Origin of the sequence: Bradyrhizobium sp. LTSP885 (assembly GCF_000938305.1) — a bacterium.
Taxonomy (GTDB): Bacteria; Pseudomonadota; Alphaproteobacteria; order Rhizobiales; family Xanthobacteraceae; genus Bradyrhizobium.
In genome coordinates this window covers 425752-448760 of record NZ_JYMT01000038.1, presented here as the reverse complement: position 1 = coordinate 448760, position 23009 = coordinate 425752, and the positions used below count along the sequence as shown (strand labels likewise).

Here is a 23009-nt window from a genome sequence, read left to right as displayed (position 1 = left end):
AACGCGGGCACTCGATTTGCCCGATCGTCTCGCGTGATCAGATCGAAGGCGCGGGTTTCAGAAATTGGCCGCGACCAGATTGTACGAACCCCTGCTGCCGCGGACATAAATCCTGGCAGCGGCGGCACAAATCGCATCACGGTTGGAATCGAAGGCGTTCAGAAATCCAGACTCATCGGGGCGTGCATCCGGTTGAATTCTCTTCAACGCACCCTCGTCTATGAAGAATGAAGCCTCGATCGCGCTGTCGTGTCCCCAAAACCGCACGGCCCGCCGCGTTTGGTCGTATGAACGACTGTGATTTGGAAATTCGATCATGGTTGAGACCGTCAGGTTGTTGCCGTGGCTTGTCGTGACCCGCGTCTCGCGCGTCGAAGCGACGTGACGTTGGTCGATATCGGTCACAACATTTGGCGGCTTAAAGCTTCGCGCTTCCGCAAAGGGGATGCTGTAACAATACAGTTGCGCTGTGAAGCAAGTGGCTACTCCGGCATCGAATCACAAGCCCGCTCGAACCAGACGGCGTTCCGGCCGGAATATCTACACGCGAGTGACACGCAGAAGCATGCAATACGCTGCCCTCGCGGCGGGCTTATTGTGTCAATGTTAAGCTGCCTTGGATCAAATGGGCGCTGAAATGCTTATCCCCAGTTCGGCCGCCTAAATTCCGGTCGATGGCAGTTTCGACACTCGAGCACCGTGAGCGCCGGTCTGATGGTACTTGATCATTCATCCATCCCAGCCGTCGTTCTGATTGTCGAGGACGAGATGATGCTGCGGATGAGCGCGGTCGACATGGTGGAATACGCCGGCTACACGCCGCTTGAGGCCCTGGATGCTGCCGAAGCCGTCGCCATCCTGGAATCCAGATCCGATATCGCGCTGATCTGCACCGACATCCAGATGCCCGGCAAAATGGACGGCATTGGGCTTGCGCATGCCGTGCATGCGCGGTGGCCGTCGATCAAGATCATCGTTGTATCCGGGCAAGCGAACCTGCCGAAGCTTGATCTGCCTCCGCACTGCAGGTTTTTCGGCAAGCCGCTCAATGCCGGGGAATTGATAGCCGGCATGCATGGCATGATCGGCCGGGCCTGATACGCGCGGTTTCAAGCCGATTGCAGCCTGAACCGCCTTATTGCGGTAGAGCGCGTGTGCCGAACACTAGGTGCGGTATCCGACTCATGATGATACAGTGAATGATGATCGAAGCCGAATTCCGCATAATCCCGCGTCCCTCGAGCGTCACAGCCTCGAATGAGGACGTTCTGGCGGCAGAGAATGTCAGCCTGCGGCTTCTGCTGGCGCAGGCCGAGATCAACGCAACGAGCTTGCTCGCCAAGGCCGGCATCGACGCCAGGGAGCGCGAGGCGTCCGATGAGCTGCAGAAGCTGATTCTCGAAGAGCTGCACCACCGCATCAAGAACACGCTCGCGACCGTTGGCGCCATCGTCTCCCAAAGCCTGCGTGAACTGCCGGAGGCCAAGCCAGCCCAGCACGCCATCGAGGGCCGGCTATTGGCGCTCGGGCGGGCGCACGACCTGCTGCTGCAGGCAAGATGGAGCAGCGCGGATCTTGGCACCGTCGTCCGCGGCGCTGCTGAAGCCTTCATCGATCCGGATGAGCCGAAATTCTCGATTTCGGGACCCGATGTCCGGATGACGTCGGGCGCCGTCATCGCCATCTCAATGACGCTCAACGAGCTTTGCACGAATGCCACGAAGTTTGGCGCGCTGTCGGTCCCGGACGGGCGCGTCGACATCAGCTGGACGCTGGACCAGGCGGCGCAGCGCCTGCGCCTGACCTGGACCGAGAAGAACGGTGCGGCGGTCCGCCCTCCCGAAAGGCGCAGCTTCGGGACACGGCTGATCGAAACGCTCGGTAAGCAGCTCCGCGGCGACGTGCAGCTGAGCTATGAGCCCACCGGTTTCGTGTACGCATTCGATGTGCCAATGACTTCTCTGACGTCGTCGACGGCATAGCCTGTTCGTGCAAGAACCCTTGCCGACAGCGTTTCACAGGTTGATTCGAGATTGATTTGGAAGGATCCCATGATGAAGAAGACCCTGCTCACTATTGACGAACCGGAGCCGAGGAAAGTGATGCGCGCCGACCGGCCGCCCACCGAAGGTTTCGTGACCGTTGTCGACGGCCATTTCAAGTCGGAGTTCGACACTGTCGAGGCTGCTGAAACAGCCGGCCGAAAACTGAAGACGGCATATCCGATGCTTCAGATCGAAATCTATGACGCCGCCAACAAGGCCCGTACCTTGCTGAGTTGACAGGCATGCACCGACGGCACTGTCGACCATCAGACCGCGACGATGGGAATTGCCGAGCACTTCACCCAAAATGGGCAAACGCCGGACGTCGCGAGCTGCGGCGCTTGCTGAGAGAACTGTTCGACGAACGCAGGGATGCTGCGTTGAGGATCAATTCCCCGCCTCCTCCACACCCGCTTCCTGCGGCGTAAAATCGTAGACCGACGAGCAGAACTCGCAGGTCACGACGACCTTACCGTCCTTGACCATGTCGGCGCGGTCGTTCGGCGCAAAACTGTTCAGCATCGCGGAGACAGCGTCGCGCGAGCAGGAGCACTGTGCGCGCAGCGGTTGCGGGGTGAAGACGCGGACGCCGCGTTCGTGAAACAGCCGGTACAGCAGCCGCTCGCCGGAGAGACCAGGGTCGATCAGCTCGACATCCTCGACGGTCGAGATCAGCGACTGTCCTTCGACCCAGGCGTCGTCGTCGGGCACAGAATGCGTGACCGTGCCCTCCGGCGCGTCGCCTGGATGCATATCCGCCTGCTTGGCGCGCTCGGGTGCCTTGGGCAGGAATTGCAGCAGAATGCCGCCGGCACGCCAGTGGTGCTTGCCGCCCTCGCCGCCGCGCATCTCCTCGCCGACCGCCAGGCGCACCCGCGTCGGAATCTGTTCCGAGCGCAGGAAATACTCATGGGCGGCCTCTTCCAGGCTGCCGCCGTCGAGCGCGACCAGTCCCTGGTAGCGGCTCATCTCCGCGCCCTGGTCGATGGTCATGGCCAGATGGCCCTTGCCGAGCAGTTCGCCCGAACTCTGGCCGGCCTTGAGCTGGCCCGCATCGTAGCGCGCATAGGCGCGCAGCCGGTCGGGGGCCTGGAAATCGACGATCAGCAGCGAGACCGGACCGTCGGTCCGGGTCTGCAGGATGAAGCGCCCTTCGAACTTCACGGTCGAGCCGAGCAGCGTCGTCAGCACGATGGCTTCGCCGAGCAGCTTGCCGACCGGCGGCGGGTAATCGTGCTTGTGCAGGATCTCGTCGAGCGCGGGGCCGAGCCGGGTCAGCCGTCCGCGCAGGTCGAGCGCGCCGACCTCAAAGGCCAGCACCGCGTCATCAACGGGAATGGCCGACGGCGCGCGGATCGGCGCCTCAGCCGGGATTTTGATGTCAGAGGACTGTGAAACCATGGCGCTTTATCTGGGGTCTCGAACGATGAAATAAAGGGGTTTACTCAACGAGAGCATCTGTCGTCCCTGCCTAGTGCGCAATTGCGCACGGGAGCAGGGACCCATAACCACAGGATTTTGTTGTGACACAAGGCGTCTCCCCTTGTGCCTTCTTCACGGGCCGCGGCGTATGGGTCCCTGCTTTCGCAGGGACGACGGCGTTATTCGCGACGTTCAGGCCACTGCGTCGAAACACCAGGCCAGAATGCCCTTCTGCGCATGCAGGCGGTTTTCGGCCTCATCGAACACGACGGATTGCGGGCCGTCGATCACCTCGTCGGTGACCTCCTCGCCGCGATGTGCCGGCAGGCAGTGCATGAACAGCGCGTCGGGCTTGGCAAGCGACATCAGCTTGGCATTGACCTGATAGGGCTTCAGCACGTTGTGGCGGTGCTCGCCCTCCTTGTCGCCCATCGACACCCAGGTGTCGGTGACGACGCAGTCGGCTCCGTGCACCGCGGCCTCCGGATCGGTGCCGAGCACGATCGGCGCGCCGGTCGCCTTGATCCAGTCGCGCATCGGCTTCTTCGGCGCGAGCTCCGGCGGCGTGGCGATGTTGAGGTTGAACTTGAAGCGCTCGGCGGCGTGGGCCCAGGAGGCCAGCACGTTGTTGTCGTCTCCGGTCCAGGCCACCGTCTTGCCTTCGATCGAGCCGCGATTTTCCTCGAAGGTCATCAGGTCGGCCATCACCTGGCAGGGATGCGAACGGCGCGTCAGCCCGTTGATGACGGGAACGGTGGCGTGGGCGGCGAGCTCGAGCAGCGCATCGTGATTGAGGATGCGGATCATGATCGCGTCGACATAGCGCGACAGCACGCGCGCGGTGTCGGCGATGGTCTCGCCGCGGCCGAGCTGCATCTCGGTGCCGGTCAGCATGATCGATTCACCGCCGAGCTGGCGCATGCCGACGTCGAACGACACCCGGGTGCGGGTCGACGGGCGTTCGAAGATCATCGCCAGTGTCTTGCCTTCGAGCGGCTTCCTGGGCTTCTCATGCGCCTTCCGCGCCGCCTTCATGGCGGCGCCGGCCGAGAGCATGTTACGCAGCTCGGCAAGCGGCAGTTCGTCGATGTCGAGGAAGTGTCGTACCGGCTTGCTCATCACCCGGCCGCCTTCTTCGGCAGCGCCGACGACAGCGCGGCGCTGGCGCGCTCGAGGCTTGCGACCGCCTGGTCGAGTTCGGCCTCGGTGACGATCAGCGGCGCCAGGAACCGCACGACATTGTCGCCGGCCCCGACGGTCAGCAGCTTCTCGTTGCGCAGTGCGGCGACGAGATCGCCCGAGGGCACCACGGCCTTGACGCCGATCAGAAGGCCCTCGCCGCGTACGTCGGAGAGCACGCTGGGATAGCGGTCGACGACGGAGGCGAGCTTCTGCTTGAGCAGCAGCGACATCCGCTGCACGTGATCGAAGAAGCCGGGCTTGAGCATGACGTCGAGCACGGCATTGGCCGCCGCCACCGCAAGCGGATTACCGCCGAAGGTCGAGCCGTGCGAGCCCGGCGCCATGCCGGCTGCGGCTTCCGCACTCGCCAGCACCGCGCCGATCGGAAAGCCGCCGCCGAGCGCCTTGGCCAGCGACATCACGTCGGGCGTGACGCCGGTGCGCTTGTAGGCGAACAGATCGCCGGTGCGGCCCATGCCGGTCTGCACCTCGTCGAATGCAAGCAGCAAGCCGTGCTCGTCGCAGAGCTGGCGCAGCGCCTTGAAGAAGGCATGCGGCGCGGAGCGCACGCCGCCCTCGCCCTGCACCGGTTCGATCAGGATGCCGGCGGTGTGCGGTCCGATCGCCTTCTTCACGGCCTCGATGTCGCCATGCGGCACCTGGTCGAAGCCGTCCATCGGCGGACCAAAGCCCTCAAGGTATTTGGCCGAGCCGGTGGCGGCGAGCGTCCCCAGCGTGCGGCCATGGAAAGCGCCTTCGAAGGTGATGATGCGGTAGCGCTCGGGATGCCCTTTGGAGAAGTGATAATGGCGGACCAGCTTGATCACGCCCTCCATCGCCTCCGCGCCGGAATTGCAGAAGAATACGAAGTCGGCAAAGCTCTGCTCGCAGAGCCGCGCCGCGAGCTTCTCGCCGTCCGGGCTCTTGAACAGGTTCGACATGTGCCAGAGCTTGGTCGCTTGCTCCTGCAGCGCCTTGACCAGATGCGGATGGGCGTGGCCGAGGGCGTTCACCGCGACGCCTGAGGTGAAGTCGAGATAGCGGTCGCCATTGGTTGCGATCAACCAGGCGCCCTCACCGCGCTCGAAGCCGAGATCGACCCTGGCAAAGACGGGGAGCAGATGCGACGCGGCGCTGTTGGTCATGGCTATCACTACAAGGTTGCACTGACGGGTGTGAGGCCGACGATTGCCGCGCGCCTTGACGCCGACGCGACAACAGCCAGCTTTGGAAAACAAAACGTGCCGCCTTTTCGGGCGGCACGTAAGGGCATTCTATGCTGCGGGCAGTAACTGTCAATCGCCGGAAGCGGGCTTCCTGCGGTCCGAATCGAGCGCAATCCGGAGCATTCCGGTGCGGTGGAAAAGTGGAATTGCAATGCATAAGTGTGGGAACATGTGGACGCGCGACCGCGGACTCTTGCGCCAGAGTCACGCCATATTGTAGCGTTTGGGCTGTCGGGTACGACATCTCGTGCGGTAGTACTGGACCCCTTAAGTAGCCTTTCGTTCTGCGTAGACGTTCGGGCGCATAGGCGCGCTCGGCGAGGGCTAAGGGATTCTGACCGCAGGAGTTTTTCGAGATTTGGCTCGCAGCACCGCTCCAAGGATTGGCCGGTGCTCAGCGAAGGGATGAATGCGATGACTGTATTGACCTGGTCCGACGATCGCGTCGAGCAGCTGAAGAAGCTCTGGGAATCCGGCCTGTCCGCCAGCCAGATCGCGGCGGAACTTGGCAATGTGACGCGAAATGCCGTGATCGGCAAAGTGCACCGGCTCGGCCTGTCCGGCCGCGCCAAGGCCCCCTCCACGGCCGCGCCGCGGCAACGCAAGGCACGTCCGGCGCAGCATATGATGCGGGTGGCGCGCCCGGTGTCGCGCGGCAACACCGCACTGGCCCACGCCTTCGAGGTCGAGATGGAGACCGATCCGGTCACCTACGACAACGTCGTGCCGATGAGCCAGCGGCTGTCGCTGCTCGAGCTGAACGAGGCAACCTGCCATTGGCCGGTCGGCGATCCGTCGAGCCCGGATTTCTTCTTCTGCGGCGGCAAGGCGCTCGGCGGCCTGCCCTATTGCGCACATCACTCGCGCATCGCCTACCAGCCGGCGAATGATCGCCGGCGGCCGGCGCCCAAGCCGACGCGGTAAGCTAAGCATTGGGACCTGTAGCCCGGGTGAAGCGCAGCGGAACCCGGGAAGGTCTTGCCAAGGTTTGAGAGCGGTCCCGGATTTCGCTTCGCTTCATCCGGGCTACGTTCAACAATCAAGATTTGTGGTTATGGGTCCCGGCTTTTCGCCGGGACGACAATCATTGCTGCGGCTCGGCCTTCGCAAAACGATCGTCGAGCGCGTAGCCGGCGCCGCGCACGGTGCGGATCGGATCCTGCTCGCGGCCCGGATTGAGCAGCTTGCGCAGCCGGCCGATATGCACGTCGACGGTGCGCTCGTCGATATAGATGTCGCGGCCCCAGACGCTGTCGAGCAATTGCTCGCGGCTGAACACGCGGCCGGGATGCTCCAGGAAGAACTCGAGCAGGCGATACTCGGTCGGGCCGAGATCGATCGGCCGGCCCGAGCGCGCCACGCGGCGCTTCTCGCGGTCGAGCTCGATGTCGCCATAGGTCAGCACGGTGGCAAGCCGCTCCGGGCTCGCCCGACGCAACAGGCCCTTCACCCGCGCCAACAGCTCCGGCACCGAGAACGGCTTGACGATGTAATCGTCGGCGCCGGTGGCAAGGCCCCGTACCCGCTCGCTCTCCTCGCCGCGCGCGGTCAGCATGATGATCGGCAGTTGCTTGGTCTCGGGCCGCGCCCGCAGGCGGCGGCACAGCTCGATGCCGGAGAGGCCTGGCAGCATCCAGTCCAGCACCACGAGATCGGGAATGCGCTCCTTCAGCCGCGTGTCGGCGTCGTCGCCGCGCCCGACCGTCTCGACGTCATAGCCTTCCGCGTCGAGGTTGTAGCGCAACAACGTCGTCAGCGCTTCTTCGTCTTCGACCACCAGAATGCGTGCGCTCATCGGTTTGTGTTCTCTCTCTGTCTTGATCCGTTGTCCTGACGCGAACCGAAATTAGCTGCCCGGAACCGTGGTGGCGAAATTGGTCATGTCGCCCTTCGGACGCTTGTCCATGATCTGCTGGCCCTCGATCATGTAGAAGACGGTTTCCGCGATGTTGGTGGCGTGGTCACCGATCCGCTCGATGTTCTTGGCGCAAAACATCAGGTGGATGCAGAACGAGATGTTGCGCGGATCTTCCATCATGTAGGTGAGCAGTTCGCGGAACAACGAGGTGCAGATCGCGTCGACCTCTTCGTCGCCCTTCCAGACCGCCATCGCTGCGGGCAGATCGTGCGCCGCATAGGCGTCGAGCACCGACTTGACCTGCGACAGCACGAGATCGGTCATGTGCTCCAGGCCGCGGATCAGCTTGAGCGGCTGGAAATCGCTCTCCAGCGCCGCGACGCGCTTGCCCATGTTCTTAGCGAGGTCGCCGATCCGCTCGAGATCGGTGGCCACCCGCATCGCGCCGACGATCTCGCGCAGGTCGATCGCCATCGGCTGGCGGCGCGCGATGGTCAGAACCGCGCGCTCCTCGATGACGCGCTGCAAGCTGTCGATTTCGATGTCGGCGGCGACGACACGTTTGCCGAGCGCGACGTCGCGACGGATCAGCGCATCGACGGACTCGGTAATCATCCGTTCGACGAGGCCGCCCATCTCGGCGACCAGGCGGGTGAGTTCCTGCAGGTCGCTGTCGAACGCCTTGGCGGTATGTTCAGAAGCCATGTGTTATCTCCTCAACCGAACCGGCCGGTGATGTAGTCCTGGGTGCGTCGATCGCTCGGCGAGGTGAAGATCTTGTTGGTGTCGTCGAACTCAATCAGTTCGCCGAGATACATGAAGGCGGTCTTGTCGGAGACGCGCGCCGCCTGCTGCATGTTGTGGGTGACGATCGCGATCGTGTAGTCCTCGGACAGCTCCTGGATCAGTTCCTCGACCTTGGCGGTCGAGATCGGATCGAGCGCCGAGCACGGCTCGTCGAACAGGATCACTTCGGGCCGCACCGCGACCGTGCGCGCGATGCACAGGCGCTGCTGCTGGCCGCCGGAGAGCGAGAGACCCGAGGCGTTCAGCTTGTCCTTGACCTCGTTCCACAGCGCGCCGCCGCGCAGCGCCTTCTCGACGCGGTCGTCCATCTCGGACTTCGAGATCTTCTCGTAAAGGCGAATGCCGAAGGCGATGTTCTCGTAGATCGTCATCGGGAACGGCGTCGGCTTCTGGAACACCATGCCGACCCGCGCGCGCAGAAGATTGAGGTCGAGCTTTGAGTCCAGGATGTTGGTCTGGTCCAGCATCAGCTGGCCGACGGCGCGTTGCCCCGGATAGAGATCATACATCCGGTTGAAGATGCGCAGCAAAGTCGACTTGCCGCAGCCGGACGGGCCGATGAACGCCGTGACGCGGTTGGTGCCGAGCGTCAGATTGATGTTCTTCAGCGCATGGTGCTCGCCGTAATAGAAGTTGAGGTTGCGCACCGTGACCTTCGGCGGCGCATCCGGCAGCGGCGAATGCGGAGCAACATGGCTCGGGGGACTCGTCGAAACGGAGAGCTCGGTCATTTTGTGGCCCTTTCGGCACCGAGAATGCGCGCGCCGATATTGAGGGCGAGCACGGTGAACGTGATGAGCAAAGCGCCGCTCCAGGCCAACTCTTTCCAGTAGGCATAGGGGCTCTGCACGAAGTTGTTGATGGTCACCGGCAGGTTGGCCATCGTCTTGGTCAGGTCGAGGCTGAAGAACTGGTTCGACAGCGCGGTGAACAGCAGCGGCGCGGTTTCGCCGGCGACGCGGGCGGTCGCCAGCAGCACACCGGTGATCAGACCCGATCGGGCGGCACGATAGGCGATCCGCTTGATCACCAGCGAGCGCGGCAGGCCGAGCGCGGAGGCCGCCTCGCGCAACGGATTGGGCACCAGCAGCAGCATGTCCTCGGTGGTGCGCAGCACGACCGGGATCACGATGACCGCGAGCGCAAGGCAGCCCGCGAGCGCCGAGAAGCCGCGCATCGGCACCACGACGGCGCCATAGACGAACAGGCCGATGATGATCGAGGGCGCGCTGAGCAGGATGTCGTTGATGAAGCGGATCACCGAGGTGAGCCGGTCATTCTTGCCGTATTCGGCGAGATAGGTACCGGCGAACAGGCCGAGCGGCGCGCCGATGCCGACACCGATCACGGTCATGATGATCGAGCCGACGATGGCGTTGAGTAGGCCGCCGTCGGTCGAGCCGGGTGGCGGCGTGTTCTGGGTGAAGAGTTGCACGCTCAGGCCGGCAAGGCCGTTGTAGAGCAGCGTCGCCAGGATCAGCGCCAGCCAGGTGACGCCGAACAGCGCGGCGCCGACGCATAGCAGGCGGACGATGACGTCGGTGCGGCGGCGGGATTTGTAGATCGGGTTCATGGCGTCATTTCCCCGCCTTGGTTTCGAGCCGCATCAGCATCAGCCGCGCGCCGGCGAGCACGAAGAAGGTCAGCACGAACAACAGCAGGCCGAGCAGGATCAGGCCGGACTGATGGAGCCCGTCGCTCTCGGCGAATTCGGAGGCGATCGCCGCCGAGATCGTGGTGCCAGGTGCAAAGATCGACGACGAGATGCGGAACGAGTTGCCGATGATGAAGGTCACCGCCATGGTCTCGCCGAGTGCGCGGCCGAGCGCCAGCATGACGCCGCCGATCACGCCAACCCGTGTGTAGGGGATCACGACGCTGCGGACCACTTCCCAGGTGGTGCAGCCCATGCCGTAGGCGGCCTCCTTCAGCACCGGCGGCACGGTCTTGAACACGTCGACCGAGATCGCGGTGATGAACGGCAGCACCATGATCGCGAGGATCAGCGCGGCGTTGAACAGGCTGAGATAGGACGGCGGCCCCCCGAACACGCTGCCTAGCACCGGCACGCCTTCGAAGATCCTGATCATGAACGGCTGGAAGTAGTTGGCGAGGAACGGGCCCAGCACGAAGAAGCCCCACATGCCGTAGATGATCGAGGGGATGCCGGCCAGCAGCTCGATCGCGATGCCGATCGGGCGGCGCAGCATTTGCGGGCAGAGCTCGGTCAGGAAGATGGCGATGCCGATGCCGACCGGAATCGCGATCATCATCGCGATGATCGATGTGACCAGGGTGCCGTACATCGGGCCGAGCGCGCCGAGCACCGGCGGATCGGCCGAGGGCGCCCAGCGTTGCGTCCACAGGAACGCGAAGCCGTATTCCTTCATCGCCGGCCAGGCGCCAACGATCAGCGACAGGATGATGCCGCCGAGGATCAGCAGGACTGAAATCGCGGAGATGCGGGTGATCCAGTAGAACGTGGCGTCGCCGAGCCTGAAGGCACTGAGGGCCTTGGCGCGATCGTAAGGTCCGGCAGCTTCCATCACATCGCTCTGAACAGCCATGTCTGCCACGCCAATTCCCTCTCTACTATGTGAAAGCTACGCAAACCGCTACGCCCCCGAAGCGATCTTCACTGGCGTTTTGGCCGGCGCCGTTCCGGCTGCGCCTGGTCAGGCGCGGGACCCTTGGCTCTTGTGGTGATGATGGAGCCGTGGGTCTGGTCGCTCGACCTGTGCCGCCCTTGGGGCGGCACAGGTCTGGTTCGAAGCGTTGAACTTAGCTCTTGATCTCGGCAGTCCAGGTCTTTTCGATCAACTTGACGACCGGCTCCGGCATCGGGATGTAGTCGAGCTCTTCAGCCATCTTGCCGCCCTTCTCGAAGGCGTATTTAAAGAACTTGATGGCTTCCTGCGAGGCCGCCTTGTCGGTCGCATCCTTGTGCATCAGGATGAAGGTCGCGGCGGTGATCGGCCAGGAGGCTTCGCCCGGCTGGTCGGTCAGGATCACGTAGTAGCCGGGAGCCTTGGCCCAGTCGGCGTTCGACGCAGCGGCCTGGAAGGACGCAACGGTCGGCTGCACGGTCTTGCCGGCCTTGTTGATCAAGCCGGTGTAGGTCAGCTTGTTCTGCTTGGCGTAGGCATATTCGACATAGCCGATCGCGTTCTTGGTCTGGCTGATGTTGCCGGCAACGCCTTCGTTGCCCTTGGCGCCGACGCCGACCGGCCATTCGACCGCGGTGCCCGAACCGACCTTGGACTTCCAGTCAGCGTTCGACTTGGAGAGGTAGTCGGTGAAGTTGAAGGTGGTGCCCGAACCATCCGAACGGCGCACGACGGTGATGGCGTCGGTCGGCAGGGTCAGCTTCGGATTGAGCTTGGCGATCGCCGCGTCATTCCACTTGGTGATCTTGCCGAGATAGATGTCGCCGAGCACTTCGCCCGACAGGATCAGGTCGCCCGGCTTGATGCCTTCGAGGTTCACGACCGGCACGATCGCGCCCATTACCATCGGCCACTGAACCAGGCCATCCTTCTCGAGCTGCTCGGCCTTGAGCGGCGCGTCGCTGGCGCCGAAGGTCACGGTCTTGGCCTGGATCTGCTTGATGCCGGCGCCCGAGCCGATCGACTGGTAGTTCAGGCCATTGCCGGTGTCTTTCTTGTAGGCGTCGGCCCATTTCGAGTAGATCGGGAACGGGAACGTCGCGCCCGCGCCGGTAATATCGGCAGCGAAGGCCGACGTCGAAGCGGCGACCAGGCCGGCAGCGACGATTGTCTTGATGAAATTCATGGGGTGGTCTCCATCTTGTGGGCGAAGCGCCAGTGCGCCCGATCGCGCCCACGCCGGTCCATCTAGGAGCGGTCGGTGCTGCTTTTACGAAGGTTAGATGACAGTTGGATGACACGCCCAAGCAGCTGAAAATACTCAGCTTTGTGCCGGTACCGTGGTCTTCAGGCGGGGAAAACAGGCGGTAAAAGTGGCGCCGTTTTTCGGCACGCTTTCGATCAAAAGCCGGCCGCGATGACGGTTAAGAATATGTTTCACCAAGGATAATCCGAGGCCCGTGCCACCCTGGTTCCGGCTGTCGCCGACATCGACCCGATAGAACCGCTCGGTCAGCCGCGGCAGGTGTTCCGGCGCGATGCCGGGGCCGAAATCCCGAACCATGACACGGACTTCCGGGCTTGCTGCGTCCTGCGCCGCCTGGCTCAGCGACACTATGACGCGGCCGCCGGAGGCGCCGTATTTGAGCGCGTTCTCGATCAGGTTCTCGAACAACCGCAGCAGTTCCTCGCGGTCGCCGGCGATCGTGACCGGCCTCTCGGGCAGGTCGATCTCGATCTCGACCTGGCGCTCGCTGGCCAGCGCCTCGAGCCCGTCGGCGACCTGGCGGATGATCGGTACGATATCGATCGAGGTTTCGGGCCGGACGTGGGCCGAGAGCTCGACCCGGGACAGCGACAGCAGATCGTCGATCAGCCGCGCCATCCGGGTGGCCTGGCCATGCATGATGCCGAGGAAGCGCTCGCGCGCCCGCACGTCGTCCCGGGCCGGCCCCTGCAGCGTGTCGATGAAGCCGGACAGCGCGGCGAGCGGCGTGCGCAGCTCGTGGCTCGCATTGGCAACGAAGTCGGCGCGCATCTCCTCGACCCGCCGCAGCGGCGTCAGGTCGTGAAAGGTCATCAGCATGCACTTGTCGGTGCCGCCGAACTGCGTCGGCACCGGAACCGGCGTGATGACCAATTCCATCCAACGATCAACTGGCACGTGGTCGGTGTAGGTGGCGCGGCGCGGTTCGGTGGTCGCGATCGCCTCGCGCAGCGCCGTGATGATCTCGGGCGAACGCAGGGCAAATTGCGCCAGCTCGTTCTTGCGCAGCGCCGGCGCGAGCTCGGCCGCCGCGCTGTTGAGGTGGATGACGCGGCCGGCGCGATCCAGCAAGACGGCCGGATCCGGCATGCCGGCGACAACGGCATTGACGGCAGCGGTCTCGACCGGATTGACGCCGCGGACATCCTCGCGCGACGTCGCGTTATCGTGCAGCCGCCATGGCACCAGGGCCGCAGCCGCGATGCAGGCGAACACCGCGCAGGCGCGCACTGGCGACAATTCGCCGAGCGCAACCACCACGCTGAGTGCAAGTGCCGCGGCCAAAAGGATGATGGCCGCGTGGCGCAGCCGGTCCGGCCACGGCGAGAAAATCGATGAAGGCGAATCGTCAATGGCCATCGCGGCGGCTTTCTTCCCGTCGGTTCATGTCGTCCTCAGGCGAGCCCAAACCGGCTTCGCGCAAGGAGGCAACTGGCCGCTTCGTCAGATACCGGAATCACCACGCTTGCGGACATAGACCGCCTCGTGCTGCGGCCCGGCATGGGGACCCGAATCAGCCTGCGGCAGCCGCTTCAGTCGGGCGCTGAGAATAACTTCTCGAAACGTCAGCAAGATTACAGATATGACGAACGGCGCAATATAGTAGAGGAGCCGAAACAGCAGCATGCCCCCAAGCAGGTCCTCGCGGTCCATCTGCCAGAGGCCGACCAGCATGGCGGCGTCGAACACGCCGAGGCCGCCGGGGGAATGGCTGGCGAACCCGAGCAGGGTCGCCGACACGAAGATCACGGCGACCACGACGAAGCCGAGATTCGGCTCATCCGGCACCAGCACGTACATCGCGAGCGCGCAGAAGCCGAGGTCGACGATGCCGATCACGATCTGCAGCAGCGTCAGCGGGCCGCCCGGCAGGGTGACCGTCCATGGGCCGCGGCCGACCACCCGCGGCTGGGCCCAGACCCAGACCACATAGGCAACCAGCGCGGTGATGATCGCGAAGGCCAAAGCGCGGTTGAGCCAGGGCGGCAGCTGGTCGATGTTGGCGGCGGCCTCCGGGTGGTAGGCGATGCCGAGACCGAGCACCGCGGCATTGCCGAGCCAGAAGGTCAGCCCGGCGAGGAAGCAGATCTTGGCGACGTCGATCGCGTTCAGCCCCCAGGCCGAATAGATCCGATAGCGCACCGCGCCGCCGGTGAAGACGCTGGCGCCGACATTGTGGCCGATCGAGTAGGAGGTAAACGCCGCAAGCGCGTTGATGCGATAGGGCACATGGGCGTGGCCGATCGCGCGCACCGCAAACAGGTCATAGAAGGTCAGGGTGAAGTAGCCCGCCGCGACGAACAAAGCGGCCAGCGCAATCTGGCGCGGCTCGGTGCTCTTGATCGCCTCGATCACCTCGTTGGTGTCGATGCCGCGCAGCATGTGATAGAGAACGTAGCAAGCGATCGCGATAACAGCGACGCTGATGACAACACCAAGCCTGTGCAGGACCTGCTTCTGCCGCAGAAACGCGATCGCCCTGCGTATTGCTTCCAGCATCTAGACCTCGAATTGCGATTCCGCGACGACGGCTCTCGGGCGAACCCCGCCAACGCTTCGCTCCCTGCCCCCATTAGCGCGTTTTGGGCTGGAGTGGAATTCGTCAGGCGAGAATAAATCGCGCTTCATCAAGATATTAGGGACGATTCATGACAGCAGATGCACAAATTTGAGCATTTCCCGCCGCATCGACGAGCTTTGTGGTGCTGACGCGGCAGATCGCCCTTCAAGCTGCCACAAGTGACACCGGGAAACTACGGATAGCAACGCAGCACCGCGTCGCGGCGGCTAAGCGTCAGCTCGCCGGCCTGCTGCGCGAGACCACCCAGTCGCGCAGCCAGGAGCCGACGGCGCAGCCGCAGAGATAGAGCGCGAACATCACCAGGAAGAGATCGAGCCAGTAGCCGAAGCGGCCGGGGACGATCCGTGTGAACGACGCGGCGACCAGGGCTGCGGCGAGCAGCGCCAGCAAGCGTATCCAGAGCTTCGAGACGCCCGGCGCCCGATGCACCACGGCGATCCAGCCCATGCAGAAGCCGAGCAGTGCGGCCGCCAGCAGCCAACCCCAGAAGAATGTCGCGAGCGCGGTCATCGCTATTTCACCACGAATTCGATACGGCGGTTCTGCGCCTTGCCGTCTTCACTGTCGTTGCCGGCAATCGGCTGCGCGCTGCCATAGCCGATCGGCATGAAGCGCTCGGCCGGCAAGCCGGCGCGAACCAGATAATCCGTCACGGCCTGCGCGCGCTTTTCCGACAGCGTCTGGTTGGCGGCTTCCTCGCCGTCGCTGTCGGTGTGTCCGGCGATCTCGATCGTCGCGTTCGGGCAGCGCATCGCGGTCTCGATCAGGCGATCGAGCAGGCCTCCTGAATCCGCGACGATATCGGCCTTGCCGGATTCGAAGCGGATCTTGCCCTTCGACAGGATTTCGGAAAACAGCTGCTGGCACACCGTGGGATCGACCGGCGCGGCGGCGGGCTTGACCGAGACCTCGGCCTTGTACTGCCAGCCCTGCGGAAAGTCCTTGCCGAGCCCGTTGCGGATCTGGCCCGCGGCGGCGTCATAGAGCGCATCGCCCGACAGTTTCACCACGCGGTCCGACACCACGAGCGTCCCGGTCGACAGCCGCGACAGCGCGCCGAGCGCCGGCACCACGGCAGCGGCAAAGCCCGATGGCGCGCCGACGCTGGCCTTGAGATTGTCGACGACCTTTTCGCTGAAGAATTTGCGGCCGGCGGCGGCGACCAGCGCGGCGTGCACGTTGTTGTCGGGGACGTAACCCGTCAGCGTCAGCGTCACCGCGACCGGATCCTTGTAGGCCTGGAATATGTAAGGCGGCGCCTGGATGTCGTTGGCGGCGACCGAGTAGCCCTCCGGCAGGTTCTTCAGCGCCGCCGCGATCGCCTCGCGGCCGCCGAGGTCGCGTGCCATGCCGGCGAGAGCAACCTTGCTGTCGGTCAGCGTGATCTTGCCGTCCTTCAGCTTGCCGATCTGGTCGAGCAGCAGCAGCGCCGCAGCGTCGAACCGCTGTGGCGCGCCACGGGCGAGCCCCATCTGATCGACCACCTCGACGCCGCTGAGATTGGCCTTCGCGGCCTCCATCAGCTTGCTTTTGCTCGACGGCAGCGGAGAATTGCCCCCGAGCGTCACCCGGAGGACGTCGCGTTCGGCGGACCAGACATACGGTTTGGCCTCGGGAACGAGCCGGGTTTCATCGTTAACCAATCGCACACCCGGCGCCGCTTCCACCGAAGCCACCGCGCTGACGCGGCCGTCTTCGGAGAACGCGTTGGCCGCGAAGGTCACATCGCGGCCGTCGACGCTGATGCGACGCTTGTCGAGAACGGTATCCTTGAGTGCGGCATTAGCGCGCGCGGCAAGATCGCCCTCGACCGTTGCGGTGCTCGTCCAGGCTGCGATACCCCAAAAGATGACCAGCGGAATCACGCCGGGCCACCATTTGCTGCTCCACTTGAAAAGTCCGTGCATTCAGGGTCCTGCGGCTCCGGAACCAGAGAGAAAACAAACCCTTGGCCGACTGTCAAACCCCAATTCACGCTGGATGGCAGAGCCGCCGTGTGAGGTTCGGCTAATGGTTTCTTCAATGGTCTTTCGCTAAGTTCAGCCCGGAATGCAAATCGGCCGGCCCGCGCCCTCATGAAACAGCTTCGCAACACCGTCATCCGCGCCGGGCTGGAGGCGCTGTACTATTCAGGTGCGCATATGCTGCTGCGACCGGTCCTGGCCGGCGTCGGCATCATCTTCATGCTGCATCACGTCGGGCCGCGGCGCGACGACGCATTCCAGCCGAACCGCCATCTCGCGGTCGAACCGGAGTTCCTGCGCGCGACGCTGGCACATCTGCGCACGCTCGACATCGACATCGTCAGCATGGACGAGGCGCATCATCGCCTTGTCGAACGGAATTTCGCGCGGCGCTTCGCCTGCTTCACCTTCGACGATGGCTATCGCGACAACAGGGATTTTGCGCTGCCTGTCATGCGCGAGTTCGACGCACCGCTGACCGTCTATGTCGCCAGCGATTTCGCCGAGGGACGTGGCCGGTTGTGGTGGATCGCGCTGGAGCGAGTGATCGCCTCGGTGTCCGCAATCGAGGTGCCGATCGGCGAGACCAAGACGCGGCTCGACGCCTCCACGGCGCAGGCCAAGCACACGGCGTTCGACCGCATGCACGATTGGCTGCGCTCGTTGCCGGGCGAAGCGGATATGCAACGCGAGATCTCGGCGCTGTGCACCCGCCACGGCGTCGACGAAACCGCGATCGCACGCGAACTCTGCCTGTCCTGGGCCGAGTTGCGGAGCTTTGCCGGCGATCCGCTGGTCACGATCGGCGCGCATACCATTACCCATTGCAATCTCGCCAAGCAGACCGAGGCGACCGTATCGCTGGAGCTGGCAACCAGCCGCGCGCGGATCGAGGACGCGCTGCAACGGCCGGCATTGCATCTCGCCTATCCCTATGGCGACAGGATCGCCGCAGGCCAACGCGAATTTGCGCTCGCCAGGACAATCGGCTTCAAGACCGCGGTGACGACCCGGCCCGGCATGCTGTTCCCGGAAAGCGCCAACCATCTCACCGCCCTGCAGCGCGTCTCACTAAACGGCAACTACCAGGATGCGCGCATCCTGCCGGTCCTGACCTCCGGCGCCGCCACCGCGATGTGGAACGGCTTCCGCCGCATCGACGCGGCGTAATCGTCAAACCACCAGCAGCAAGCCTGAAACCAGCAGCAGGCCGAGAATCACGCGCCTGAAATTGGCCTCGTTGATATTGCGAAACGCGAAAATTCCAAGCCACGATCCGGCGAGCAGCGCCGGCGCACCGAGAACGACGTCGCGAACGACTGATAACGGCAGGTCGTGATGCAACAGCAGCATCGCCAGTGCGGAGAGCTGCATCGCGGCAATGAAGGGTTGCACCAGGCCGCGCTGCTGCTGCTTCGGCACGCCGTGCATGTCGCACCAGATGGTCGGCAAGGCACCGGGCATCGCCGTCAGCCCTCCGATCAGGCCGCCGCCGAATCCGACGAGCGCGTTGCGCCCCTGGTGCATTGCTTGAACGTAGGCGATCGCCGGCCTGAACAGCATGTACCCGGCGTAGACGGCGACCAACACGCCAAAACCTTCGCGGAAAATGCGGCTGTCTGTGTTGTGCAGCAGCCAGAGCGCGATCGGCACACCGAGCAGGCCGCCGAGAATCAGCGGCAGGCTTTGCTTCCACTGAATGTTCTGTCGAAGCGCCCAGAGATTGGCCCCCTGCACGCCGACGCTGCAGGCCATCATCAGCGGCACCGCCTCGGTCGGCGGCATCGCATGCAACAGAATGGCGCCGGCGACCGCGGAGAAGGCGAAGCCGGCGAGACCTGACACGAAGGCGCCGCAGAACACGGCGGCGCTGAGCACAAGGAATGACGTGACGTCGGCCATGAACTGACCTCCGGCTGGTAGCGGCAATGATGGAATGACTGCGAGGAATGCTAGTCGGTGAGAACGGCTCTCGTCTCTTCCCGCTGACTTGCCGGATCGCTCTTGGCAGCCGGCATCAGCAAGATCGCCGTGAGAAGGTGAAGGACGAGAAATCCGACCGCGATCGCGGCAAGCCACGTGGTCTCGCTGGGCTCAGGAATCCGGACCGCCGATTTGCGCGCGGACGATCGTTCAGTGACCGACATTGCCGTGCCCCTCCAGTTCGGCGCGGCGCTGCTCGGCCCGATCGATCAGATGCTGATACCGCTTGATGACGCGGCTGGCCTGGACCTTGCGCGCGTGGTGAAGCGCGCCAAGAATCGACGCGAACAAACCTTTGCGTCGTCTGCCAAAAGCAATGAGGGTAACGGGCGTCACGCCCGTCGCCGGCAATGAAACGTGCTTCATATCAGGAACTCCTGCCTCGAAATTAGCCTCGAAACTTGCCTCGAAACTTGCCTTGGAATTCCACCCACGGGCATGATGCCGCAAACCGCCCCGCGAATTTGTGCACTGCATCACATCTCAAGAATACTTGATCGTACCCGTGCAGCAGCACCGCATGGTGCAGGATGATTGAACGTCCCCGCGTGCCCGGGCGGTTCCTTGACTAGCCCGGCCAACGCGCCCAGAACGCTTGGCCTGAATCAGGGAGGCTACATGTTCAAGGATCTGTTCTCACTCAAAGGCCGCGTCGCACTGGTGACCGGCGGATCGCGCGGCATCGGCAAGATGATCGCGGCCGGCTTCCTCGCGCAGGGAGCCGCGAAGGTCTACATCACCGCGCGCAAGGCCGGGCCCTGCGAGGCGACCGCGCAGGAACTCACGGGCGCCTATGACGGCGAATGCATCGCGCTGCCGATCGACATTTCGACGGTTGCCGGTTGCGACAAGCTCGCGGCTGAGATCATCAAGCTGGAGCCGAAGCTCGACATTCTCGTCAACAATGCAGGCGCCGCCTGGGGCGCGGATTTCGACGAATTCCCGGAAAGCGGCTGGGACAAGGTCATGGACCTCAACGTCAAGTCGGTGTTCTTCCTGACCAAGGCGCTGGCGAAGCCGCTGCGCGCCGCGGCGTCACCTGAGCGCCCCGCCAAGGTCATCAACATCGCATCGGTGGACGGCATCTTCGTCAATCCGGGCGAGACCTATTCCTACGCCGCGAGCAAGGCCGCGGTGATCCATCTGACGCGGCGCATGGCAACCCGGCTGATCAAGGAAAATATCAACGTCACCGCGATTGCGCCGGGAGCGTTCAAGTCGGACATGAACCGTGCCGCCCGCGACCATTCGGACGAGGTCGCACAACGCATTCCGGCGCGGCGGATCGGATCCGATGAGGACATGGCGGGGGTTGCGATCTATCTCGCCTCACGCGCCGGCGACTACGTGGTCGGCAACACGATCGCGGTCGATGGCGGCGTGGTTTACGCGAACGCGGGACTTGAGATCGCGGGGTAGGCGCGCGAACGCGCGGCATTGGGAGTGCGCTCCCTCGCCCCGCTTTTGCGGGGAGAGGGTTGGGGGTGAGGGGCTCTCTCCGCGAGGTGGTGCCAGTCGTTGACCTGTACCCCCTCACCCGGATCACATCTGGCGATGCGATCCGACCTCTCCCCGCAAGCGGGGAGAAGTGAAGAAGGTCATGACTCGATCTTCAAACGCTCGACGCGAAATCGTCGACGATCCGGTCGAAGGCTTCGGCCTTCTCCCATTGGGTGGCGTGGCCGGCGCCGTCGATCACCTGAACCTGTCCGCGCCACAGCGTCGGTGCGGACAGCCGCTGCAGATAGCCGAGATCGACGATCTGCTCTTCGCTTCCTTGCACGATCGCGAGCGGGATCTTGAGATCGCGCACGATCTCGACCTCATCGGCGAAGCGGCCGGCCTGCGCGCTGGCGCCGAGATAGCCGCGCGCGTTGCCGTCGGTGCGGCGAAAATCAGCTTCGACGAACGATGGTATCGACGAATAGCCCGGCGCGAAGGCCGATGTCAGCCACTCCGCGATGTCAGCATCACCAGGCGCCGGCGTGAAGGCGGTCGCCGACAGCCCCTTGAAGCCGGAAAATCCGTCAGGCGTCTTGCCGAGCGGCGGCGTGCCGAAAATCATCAGCCCAGCCGCCGGCGGCAGTGAAGGCGCCGCATTGAGCACGGCGTGTCCGCCAAGGCTCCAGCCGACCACCACAGCGTCCTTCAGATCGAGTTCGCGCGCGACGGCAGCGATGCACCCCGCATAACCCGGACCTGAATAGTCCTGCTCCGGATTGGACGCCGGCGACGATTCGCCATGGCCGGGAAGATCGATCGCAATCAGCCGATATTTGGCGCCGAGCGGCCCCTCGAGTTGCTTCTGCCAGATCCGGGATGACGATGAATTGCCGTGGATCAGCAGGATCGGGCGGCCGCTGCCTGGGCTTTCGAAGCCTGAGATCGTCTGCCCGCCAATCTGAAGCCGCAGCGGACGCAGGCCCGGGCCTGGAAAAGTCTCTTCACTCATGACGGCACCACCGAATTCCCAACTGGCTCAACGCGAATGGTGAGTAGCGAATGGCGAATGGCAGTTCCCTCATTCGCCATTCACCAGTCGCTATTTGCCTCTATCTCAGGTCTCGATCCTCACATACTCGAAGTCGCCCGGCTTGTTGTCGATGCCGACCTTCGGCGGCGAGATCCAGGAGGCGAATTCGCCGGCCTCGGTCACCGGCTTCATCAGCGACGCGATGAAGTCGCCGTCCGCGGTCGACGGCAGCCACTCGTTCTTGCGCTTGCCCCAAATACCATCGTCGATCAGCAGACCGTCGGGCGTCGCGTGGACATCCCTGAACTCGCCGATCTGGCGATGGAAGGCGACGTTCGGCAGTTCCAGCTTGAAGCCGTAGCCCGACGACGAGATCACCTTATTCCAGCGCAGCATGCCCTTGATGCAATCCTGCGAGTAGTCGTCGCGCAGCCGCATGTTGAGCGCGGTCAGCGCCGGCTCGTCGACCCGCTTGATCTCGCCATTGACGAGCTTGAGCACCGGATAGGTCGAGTTCTTGAGCTGGTGGTCGTCCTCGATCGTGGTTTCCTTGTAGCGGCCCTTGACGCCGGTGTTGAAGGCGTTCGCCGCATTGGTCGAAACCTCGGAGCCGAACAGATCGAGCGACAGCGAATAATGCAGGTTCAGCTTCTTCTGGATGGTCGGCAGGTCGATGACGCCGAGCGCGCGGACTTTTGCAATATCGGTCGGATCGGTGATGCCGGCTTCCCGCATCGCATCGCAGGTGCGCTGCACGACCCGGGTGATGCCGGTCTCGCCGACGAACATGTGATGGGCTTCCTCGGTCAGCATGAAGCGGCAGGTGCGCGACAGCGGATCGAAGCCCGACTGCGCCAGCGAATGCAGCTGCATCTTGCCGTCGCGGTCGGTGAAGTAGGTGAACATAAAGAACGACAGCCAGTCCGGCGTCGCCTCGTTGAAGGCGCCGAGCATGCGCGGCGAATCCGCGTCACCCGAGCGGCGGCGCAACAAATCATCGGCTTCCTCGCGGCCGTCGCGGCCGAAATATTTCTGCAGCAGATAGACCATTGCCCAGAGATGGCGGCCTTCCTCGACATTGACCTGGAACAGATTGCGCATGTCGTAGAGCGACGGCGCGGTCTTGCCGAGATGGCGCTGCTGTTCGACCGACGCAGGCTCAGTATCGCCCTGGATCACGATCAGACGGCGCAGCATCGCGCGATGCTCGCCGGGCACTTCCTGCCAGGCCGGCTTGCCAAAATCCTCGCCGAACGGGATGACGCGGTTCTCTTCCTGCGGCGCAAGCAGGATGCCCCAACGATAGTCGGGCATCCGCACGTAGTCGAACTTGGCCCAGCCGCGCGGGTCGACGGAATAGGCGGTGCGCAGATAGACCAGCGATTCCTGGAAACCCTCCGGCCCCATGTCGCTCCACCAGTCCATATAGCCGGGATGCCAGCCCTCCAGAGCCTTGAGCACCTGGCGGTCCTCGGCCAGATTCACGTTGTTGGGAATCTTGGTCGAGTAGTCGACGTTCATGATGTTCATTGGGACACTCCCGTTGGGGACTTACTTGCGCGAAAAGCTGACTTTGGAACGCTGCCTTGGCGAAT

General features: G+C 63.8%; 25 protein-coding genes. 6 read left to right on the top strand and 19 right to left on the bottom strand.

Annotation, left to right across the window (positions count from 1 at the left end; translation table 11 throughout):
- Positions 1-57: 57 nt before the first annotated feature.
- The gene (locus UP09_RS25855; protein ID WP_245302194.1) at positions 58-405 is read right to left on the bottom strand and encodes a DUF1488 family protein; all 348 of its coding nucleotides are present in this window, start codon (positions 403-405) and stop codon (positions 58-60) included.
- Between the two features lie 309 nt (positions 406-714).
- Here UP09_RS25855 and UP09_RS25850 point away from each other — a divergent pair, with 309 nt between their 5' ends.
- The 3 genes from UP09_RS25850 (at position 715) to UP09_RS25840 (ending at position 2282) form a co-directional block, all read left to right on the top strand.
- On the top strand, positions 715-1098 hold the full coding sequence (locus UP09_RS25850) for a response regulator (RefSeq protein ID WP_044541236.1): 384 nt from the start codon (positions 715-717) through the stop codon (positions 1096-1098).
- A 104-nt stretch (positions 1099-1202) separates the two neighbouring features.
- Positions 1203-1982: a sensor histidine kinase gene (locus tag UP09_RS25845; protein ID WP_044541091.1), complete on the top strand. Its 780-nt coding sequence runs from the start codon at positions 1203-1205 to the stop codon at positions 1980-1982.
- 69 nt (positions 1983-2051) lie between these two features.
- Positions 2052-2282: a hypothetical protein gene (locus tag UP09_RS25840; RefSeq protein ID WP_349643931.1), complete on the top strand. Its 231-nt coding sequence runs from the start codon at positions 2052-2054 to the stop codon at positions 2280-2282.
- 150 nt (positions 2283-2432) lie between these two features.
- Here the strand turns inward: UP09_RS25840 and UP09_RS25835 are convergent, their stop codons facing one another.
- The 3 genes from UP09_RS25835 to UP09_RS25825 all read right to left on the bottom strand — a co-directional run bounded on the left by UP09_RS25835 (position 2433) and on the right by UP09_RS25825 (position 5794).
- A complete protein-coding gene (locus UP09_RS25835) occupies positions 2433-3446 on the bottom strand; it encodes an Hsp33 family molecular chaperone (protein ID WP_044541090.1) in 1014 nt (337 codons plus the stop codon).
- A gap of 213 nt (positions 3447-3659) precedes the next feature.
- On the bottom strand, positions 3660-4586 hold the full coding sequence (gene argF, locus UP09_RS25830) for an ornithine carbamoyltransferase (RefSeq protein WP_044541089.1): 927 nt from the start codon (positions 4584-4586) through the stop codon (positions 3660-3662).
- The gene (locus UP09_RS25825) at positions 4586-5794 is read right to left on the bottom strand and encodes an aspartate aminotransferase family protein (protein ID WP_044541088.1); all 1209 of its coding nucleotides are present in this window, start codon (positions 5792-5794) and stop codon (positions 4586-4588) included. The genes argF and UP09_RS25825 overlap by 1 nt, the downstream gene beginning before the upstream one ends.
- Before the next feature lie 495 nt (positions 5795-6289).
- Here UP09_RS25825 and UP09_RS25820 point away from each other — a divergent pair, with 495 nt between their 5' ends.
- Positions 6290-6799 (top strand): GcrA family cell cycle regulator, encoded by a 510-nt coding sequence (locus UP09_RS25820; protein ID WP_044541234.1) that lies wholly within the window; start codon positions 6290-6292, stop codon positions 6797-6799.
- Positions 6800-6959: 160 nt separating this feature from the next.
- On the opposite strand, the gene phoB is transcribed toward UP09_RS25820, so the two are convergent.
- The 10 genes from phoB to UP09_RS25770 form a co-directional block, all read right to left on the bottom strand.
- The gene (gene phoB, locus UP09_RS25815; protein WP_044541087.1) at positions 6960-7670 is read right to left on the bottom strand and encodes a phosphate regulon transcriptional regulator PhoB; all 711 of its coding nucleotides are present in this window, start codon (positions 7668-7670) and stop codon (positions 6960-6962) included.
- A 51-nt stretch (positions 7671-7721) separates the two neighbouring features.
- On the bottom strand, positions 7722-8438 hold the full coding sequence (gene phoU / locus UP09_RS25810) for a phosphate signaling complex protein PhoU (protein ID WP_044541086.1): 717 nt from the start codon (positions 8436-8438) through the stop codon (positions 7722-7724).
- A gap of 11 nt (positions 8439-8449) precedes the next feature.
- Positions 8450-9271, bottom strand: coding sequence for a phosphate ABC transporter ATP-binding protein PstB (gene pstB, locus UP09_RS25805; RefSeq protein ID WP_044541085.1), 822 nt, complete (start codon positions 9269-9271; stop codon positions 8450-8452).
- The gene (pstA, locus tag UP09_RS25800; protein ID WP_044541084.1) at positions 9268-10113 is read right to left on the bottom strand and encodes a phosphate ABC transporter permease PstA; all 846 of its coding nucleotides are present in this window, start codon (positions 10111-10113) and stop codon (positions 9268-9270) included. Before pstA ends, pstB begins: the two co-directional genes overlap by 4 nt.
- A 4-nt stretch (positions 10114-10117) precedes the next feature.
- On the bottom strand, positions 10118-11107 hold the full coding sequence (gene pstC / locus UP09_RS25795; RefSeq protein ID WP_044541083.1) for a phosphate ABC transporter permease subunit PstC: 990 nt from the start codon (positions 11105-11107) through the stop codon (positions 10118-10120).
- Between the two features lie 214 nt (positions 11108-11321).
- Positions 11322-12332, bottom strand: a complete 1011-nt coding sequence (pstS, locus tag UP09_RS25790) for a phosphate ABC transporter substrate-binding protein PstS (protein ID WP_044541082.1) — start codon at positions 12330-12332, stop codon at positions 11322-11324.
- A gap of 135 nt (positions 12333-12467) precedes the next feature.
- On the bottom strand, positions 12468-13772 hold the full coding sequence (locus tag UP09_RS25785; RefSeq protein WP_044541081.1) for an ATP-binding protein: 1305 nt from the start codon (positions 13770-13772) through the stop codon (positions 12468-12470).
- Positions 13773-13856: 84 nt separating this feature from the next.
- Complete coding sequence (locus UP09_RS25780) at positions 13857-14912, bottom strand: lysylphosphatidylglycerol synthase domain-containing protein (protein ID WP_044541080.1); 1056 nt, start codon at positions 14910-14912, stop codon at positions 13857-13859.
- A gap of 295 nt (positions 14913-15207) precedes the next feature.
- A complete protein-coding gene (locus UP09_RS25775; RefSeq protein WP_044541079.1) occupies positions 15208-15504 on the bottom strand; it encodes a hypothetical protein in 297 nt (98 codons plus the stop codon).
- Between the two features lie 2 nt (positions 15505-15506).
- The gene (locus UP09_RS25770; RefSeq protein ID WP_044541078.1) at positions 15507-16901 is read right to left on the bottom strand and encodes an OmpA family protein; all 1395 of its coding nucleotides are present in this window, start codon (positions 16899-16901) and stop codon (positions 15507-15509) included.
- Positions 16902-17069: 168 nt separating this feature from the next.
- Here UP09_RS25770 and UP09_RS25765 point away from each other — a divergent pair, with 168 nt between their 5' ends.
- Positions 17070-18128, top strand: a complete 1059-nt coding sequence (locus UP09_RS25765; protein WP_044541077.1) for a polysaccharide deacetylase family protein — start codon at positions 17070-17072, stop codon at positions 18126-18128.
- A gap of 3 nt (positions 18129-18131) precedes the next feature.
- Here UP09_RS25765 and UP09_RS25760 read toward each other — a convergent pair whose 3' ends face one another.
- From UP09_RS25760 to UP09_RS37765, 3 genes are read right to left on the bottom strand one after another with little or no spacing between them, the layout of a single operon-like run.
- Positions 18132-18860, bottom strand: a complete 729-nt coding sequence (locus tag UP09_RS25760) for a sulfite exporter TauE/SafE family protein (protein WP_044541076.1) — start codon at positions 18858-18860, stop codon at positions 18132-18134.
- Positions 18861-18910: 50 nt separating this feature from the next.
- Entirely contained in the window at positions 18911-19105 is a 195-nt protein-coding gene (locus tag UP09_RS25755; RefSeq protein ID WP_044541075.1) for a hypothetical protein, read from the bottom strand.
- The gene (locus UP09_RS37765) at positions 19092-19307 is read right to left on the bottom strand and encodes a hypothetical protein (protein WP_156164764.1); all 216 of its coding nucleotides are present in this window, start codon (positions 19305-19307) and stop codon (positions 19092-19094) included. Before UP09_RS37765 ends, UP09_RS25755 begins: the two co-directional genes overlap by 14 nt.
- Before the next feature lie 252 nt (positions 19308-19559).
- Between UP09_RS37765 and UP09_RS25750 the strand changes: the two genes are divergently transcribed.
- Positions 19560-20360, top strand: a complete 801-nt coding sequence (locus UP09_RS25750) for an SDR family oxidoreductase (RefSeq protein WP_044541074.1) — start codon at positions 19560-19562, stop codon at positions 20358-20360.
- Positions 20361-20553: 193 nt separating this feature from the next.
- On the opposite strand, the gene UP09_RS25745 is transcribed toward UP09_RS25750, so the two are convergent.
- Entirely contained in the window at positions 20554-21393 is an 840-nt protein-coding gene (locus tag UP09_RS25745) for an alpha/beta fold hydrolase (RefSeq protein ID WP_082070280.1), read from the bottom strand.
- A gap of 105 nt (positions 21394-21498) precedes the next feature.
- Positions 21499-22935, bottom strand: coding sequence for a benzoyl-CoA 2,3-epoxidase subunit BoxB (gene boxB / locus UP09_RS25740; RefSeq protein WP_044541232.1), 1437 nt, complete (start codon positions 22933-22935; stop codon positions 21499-21501).
- Between the last annotated feature and the right edge of the window lie 74 nt (positions 22936-23009).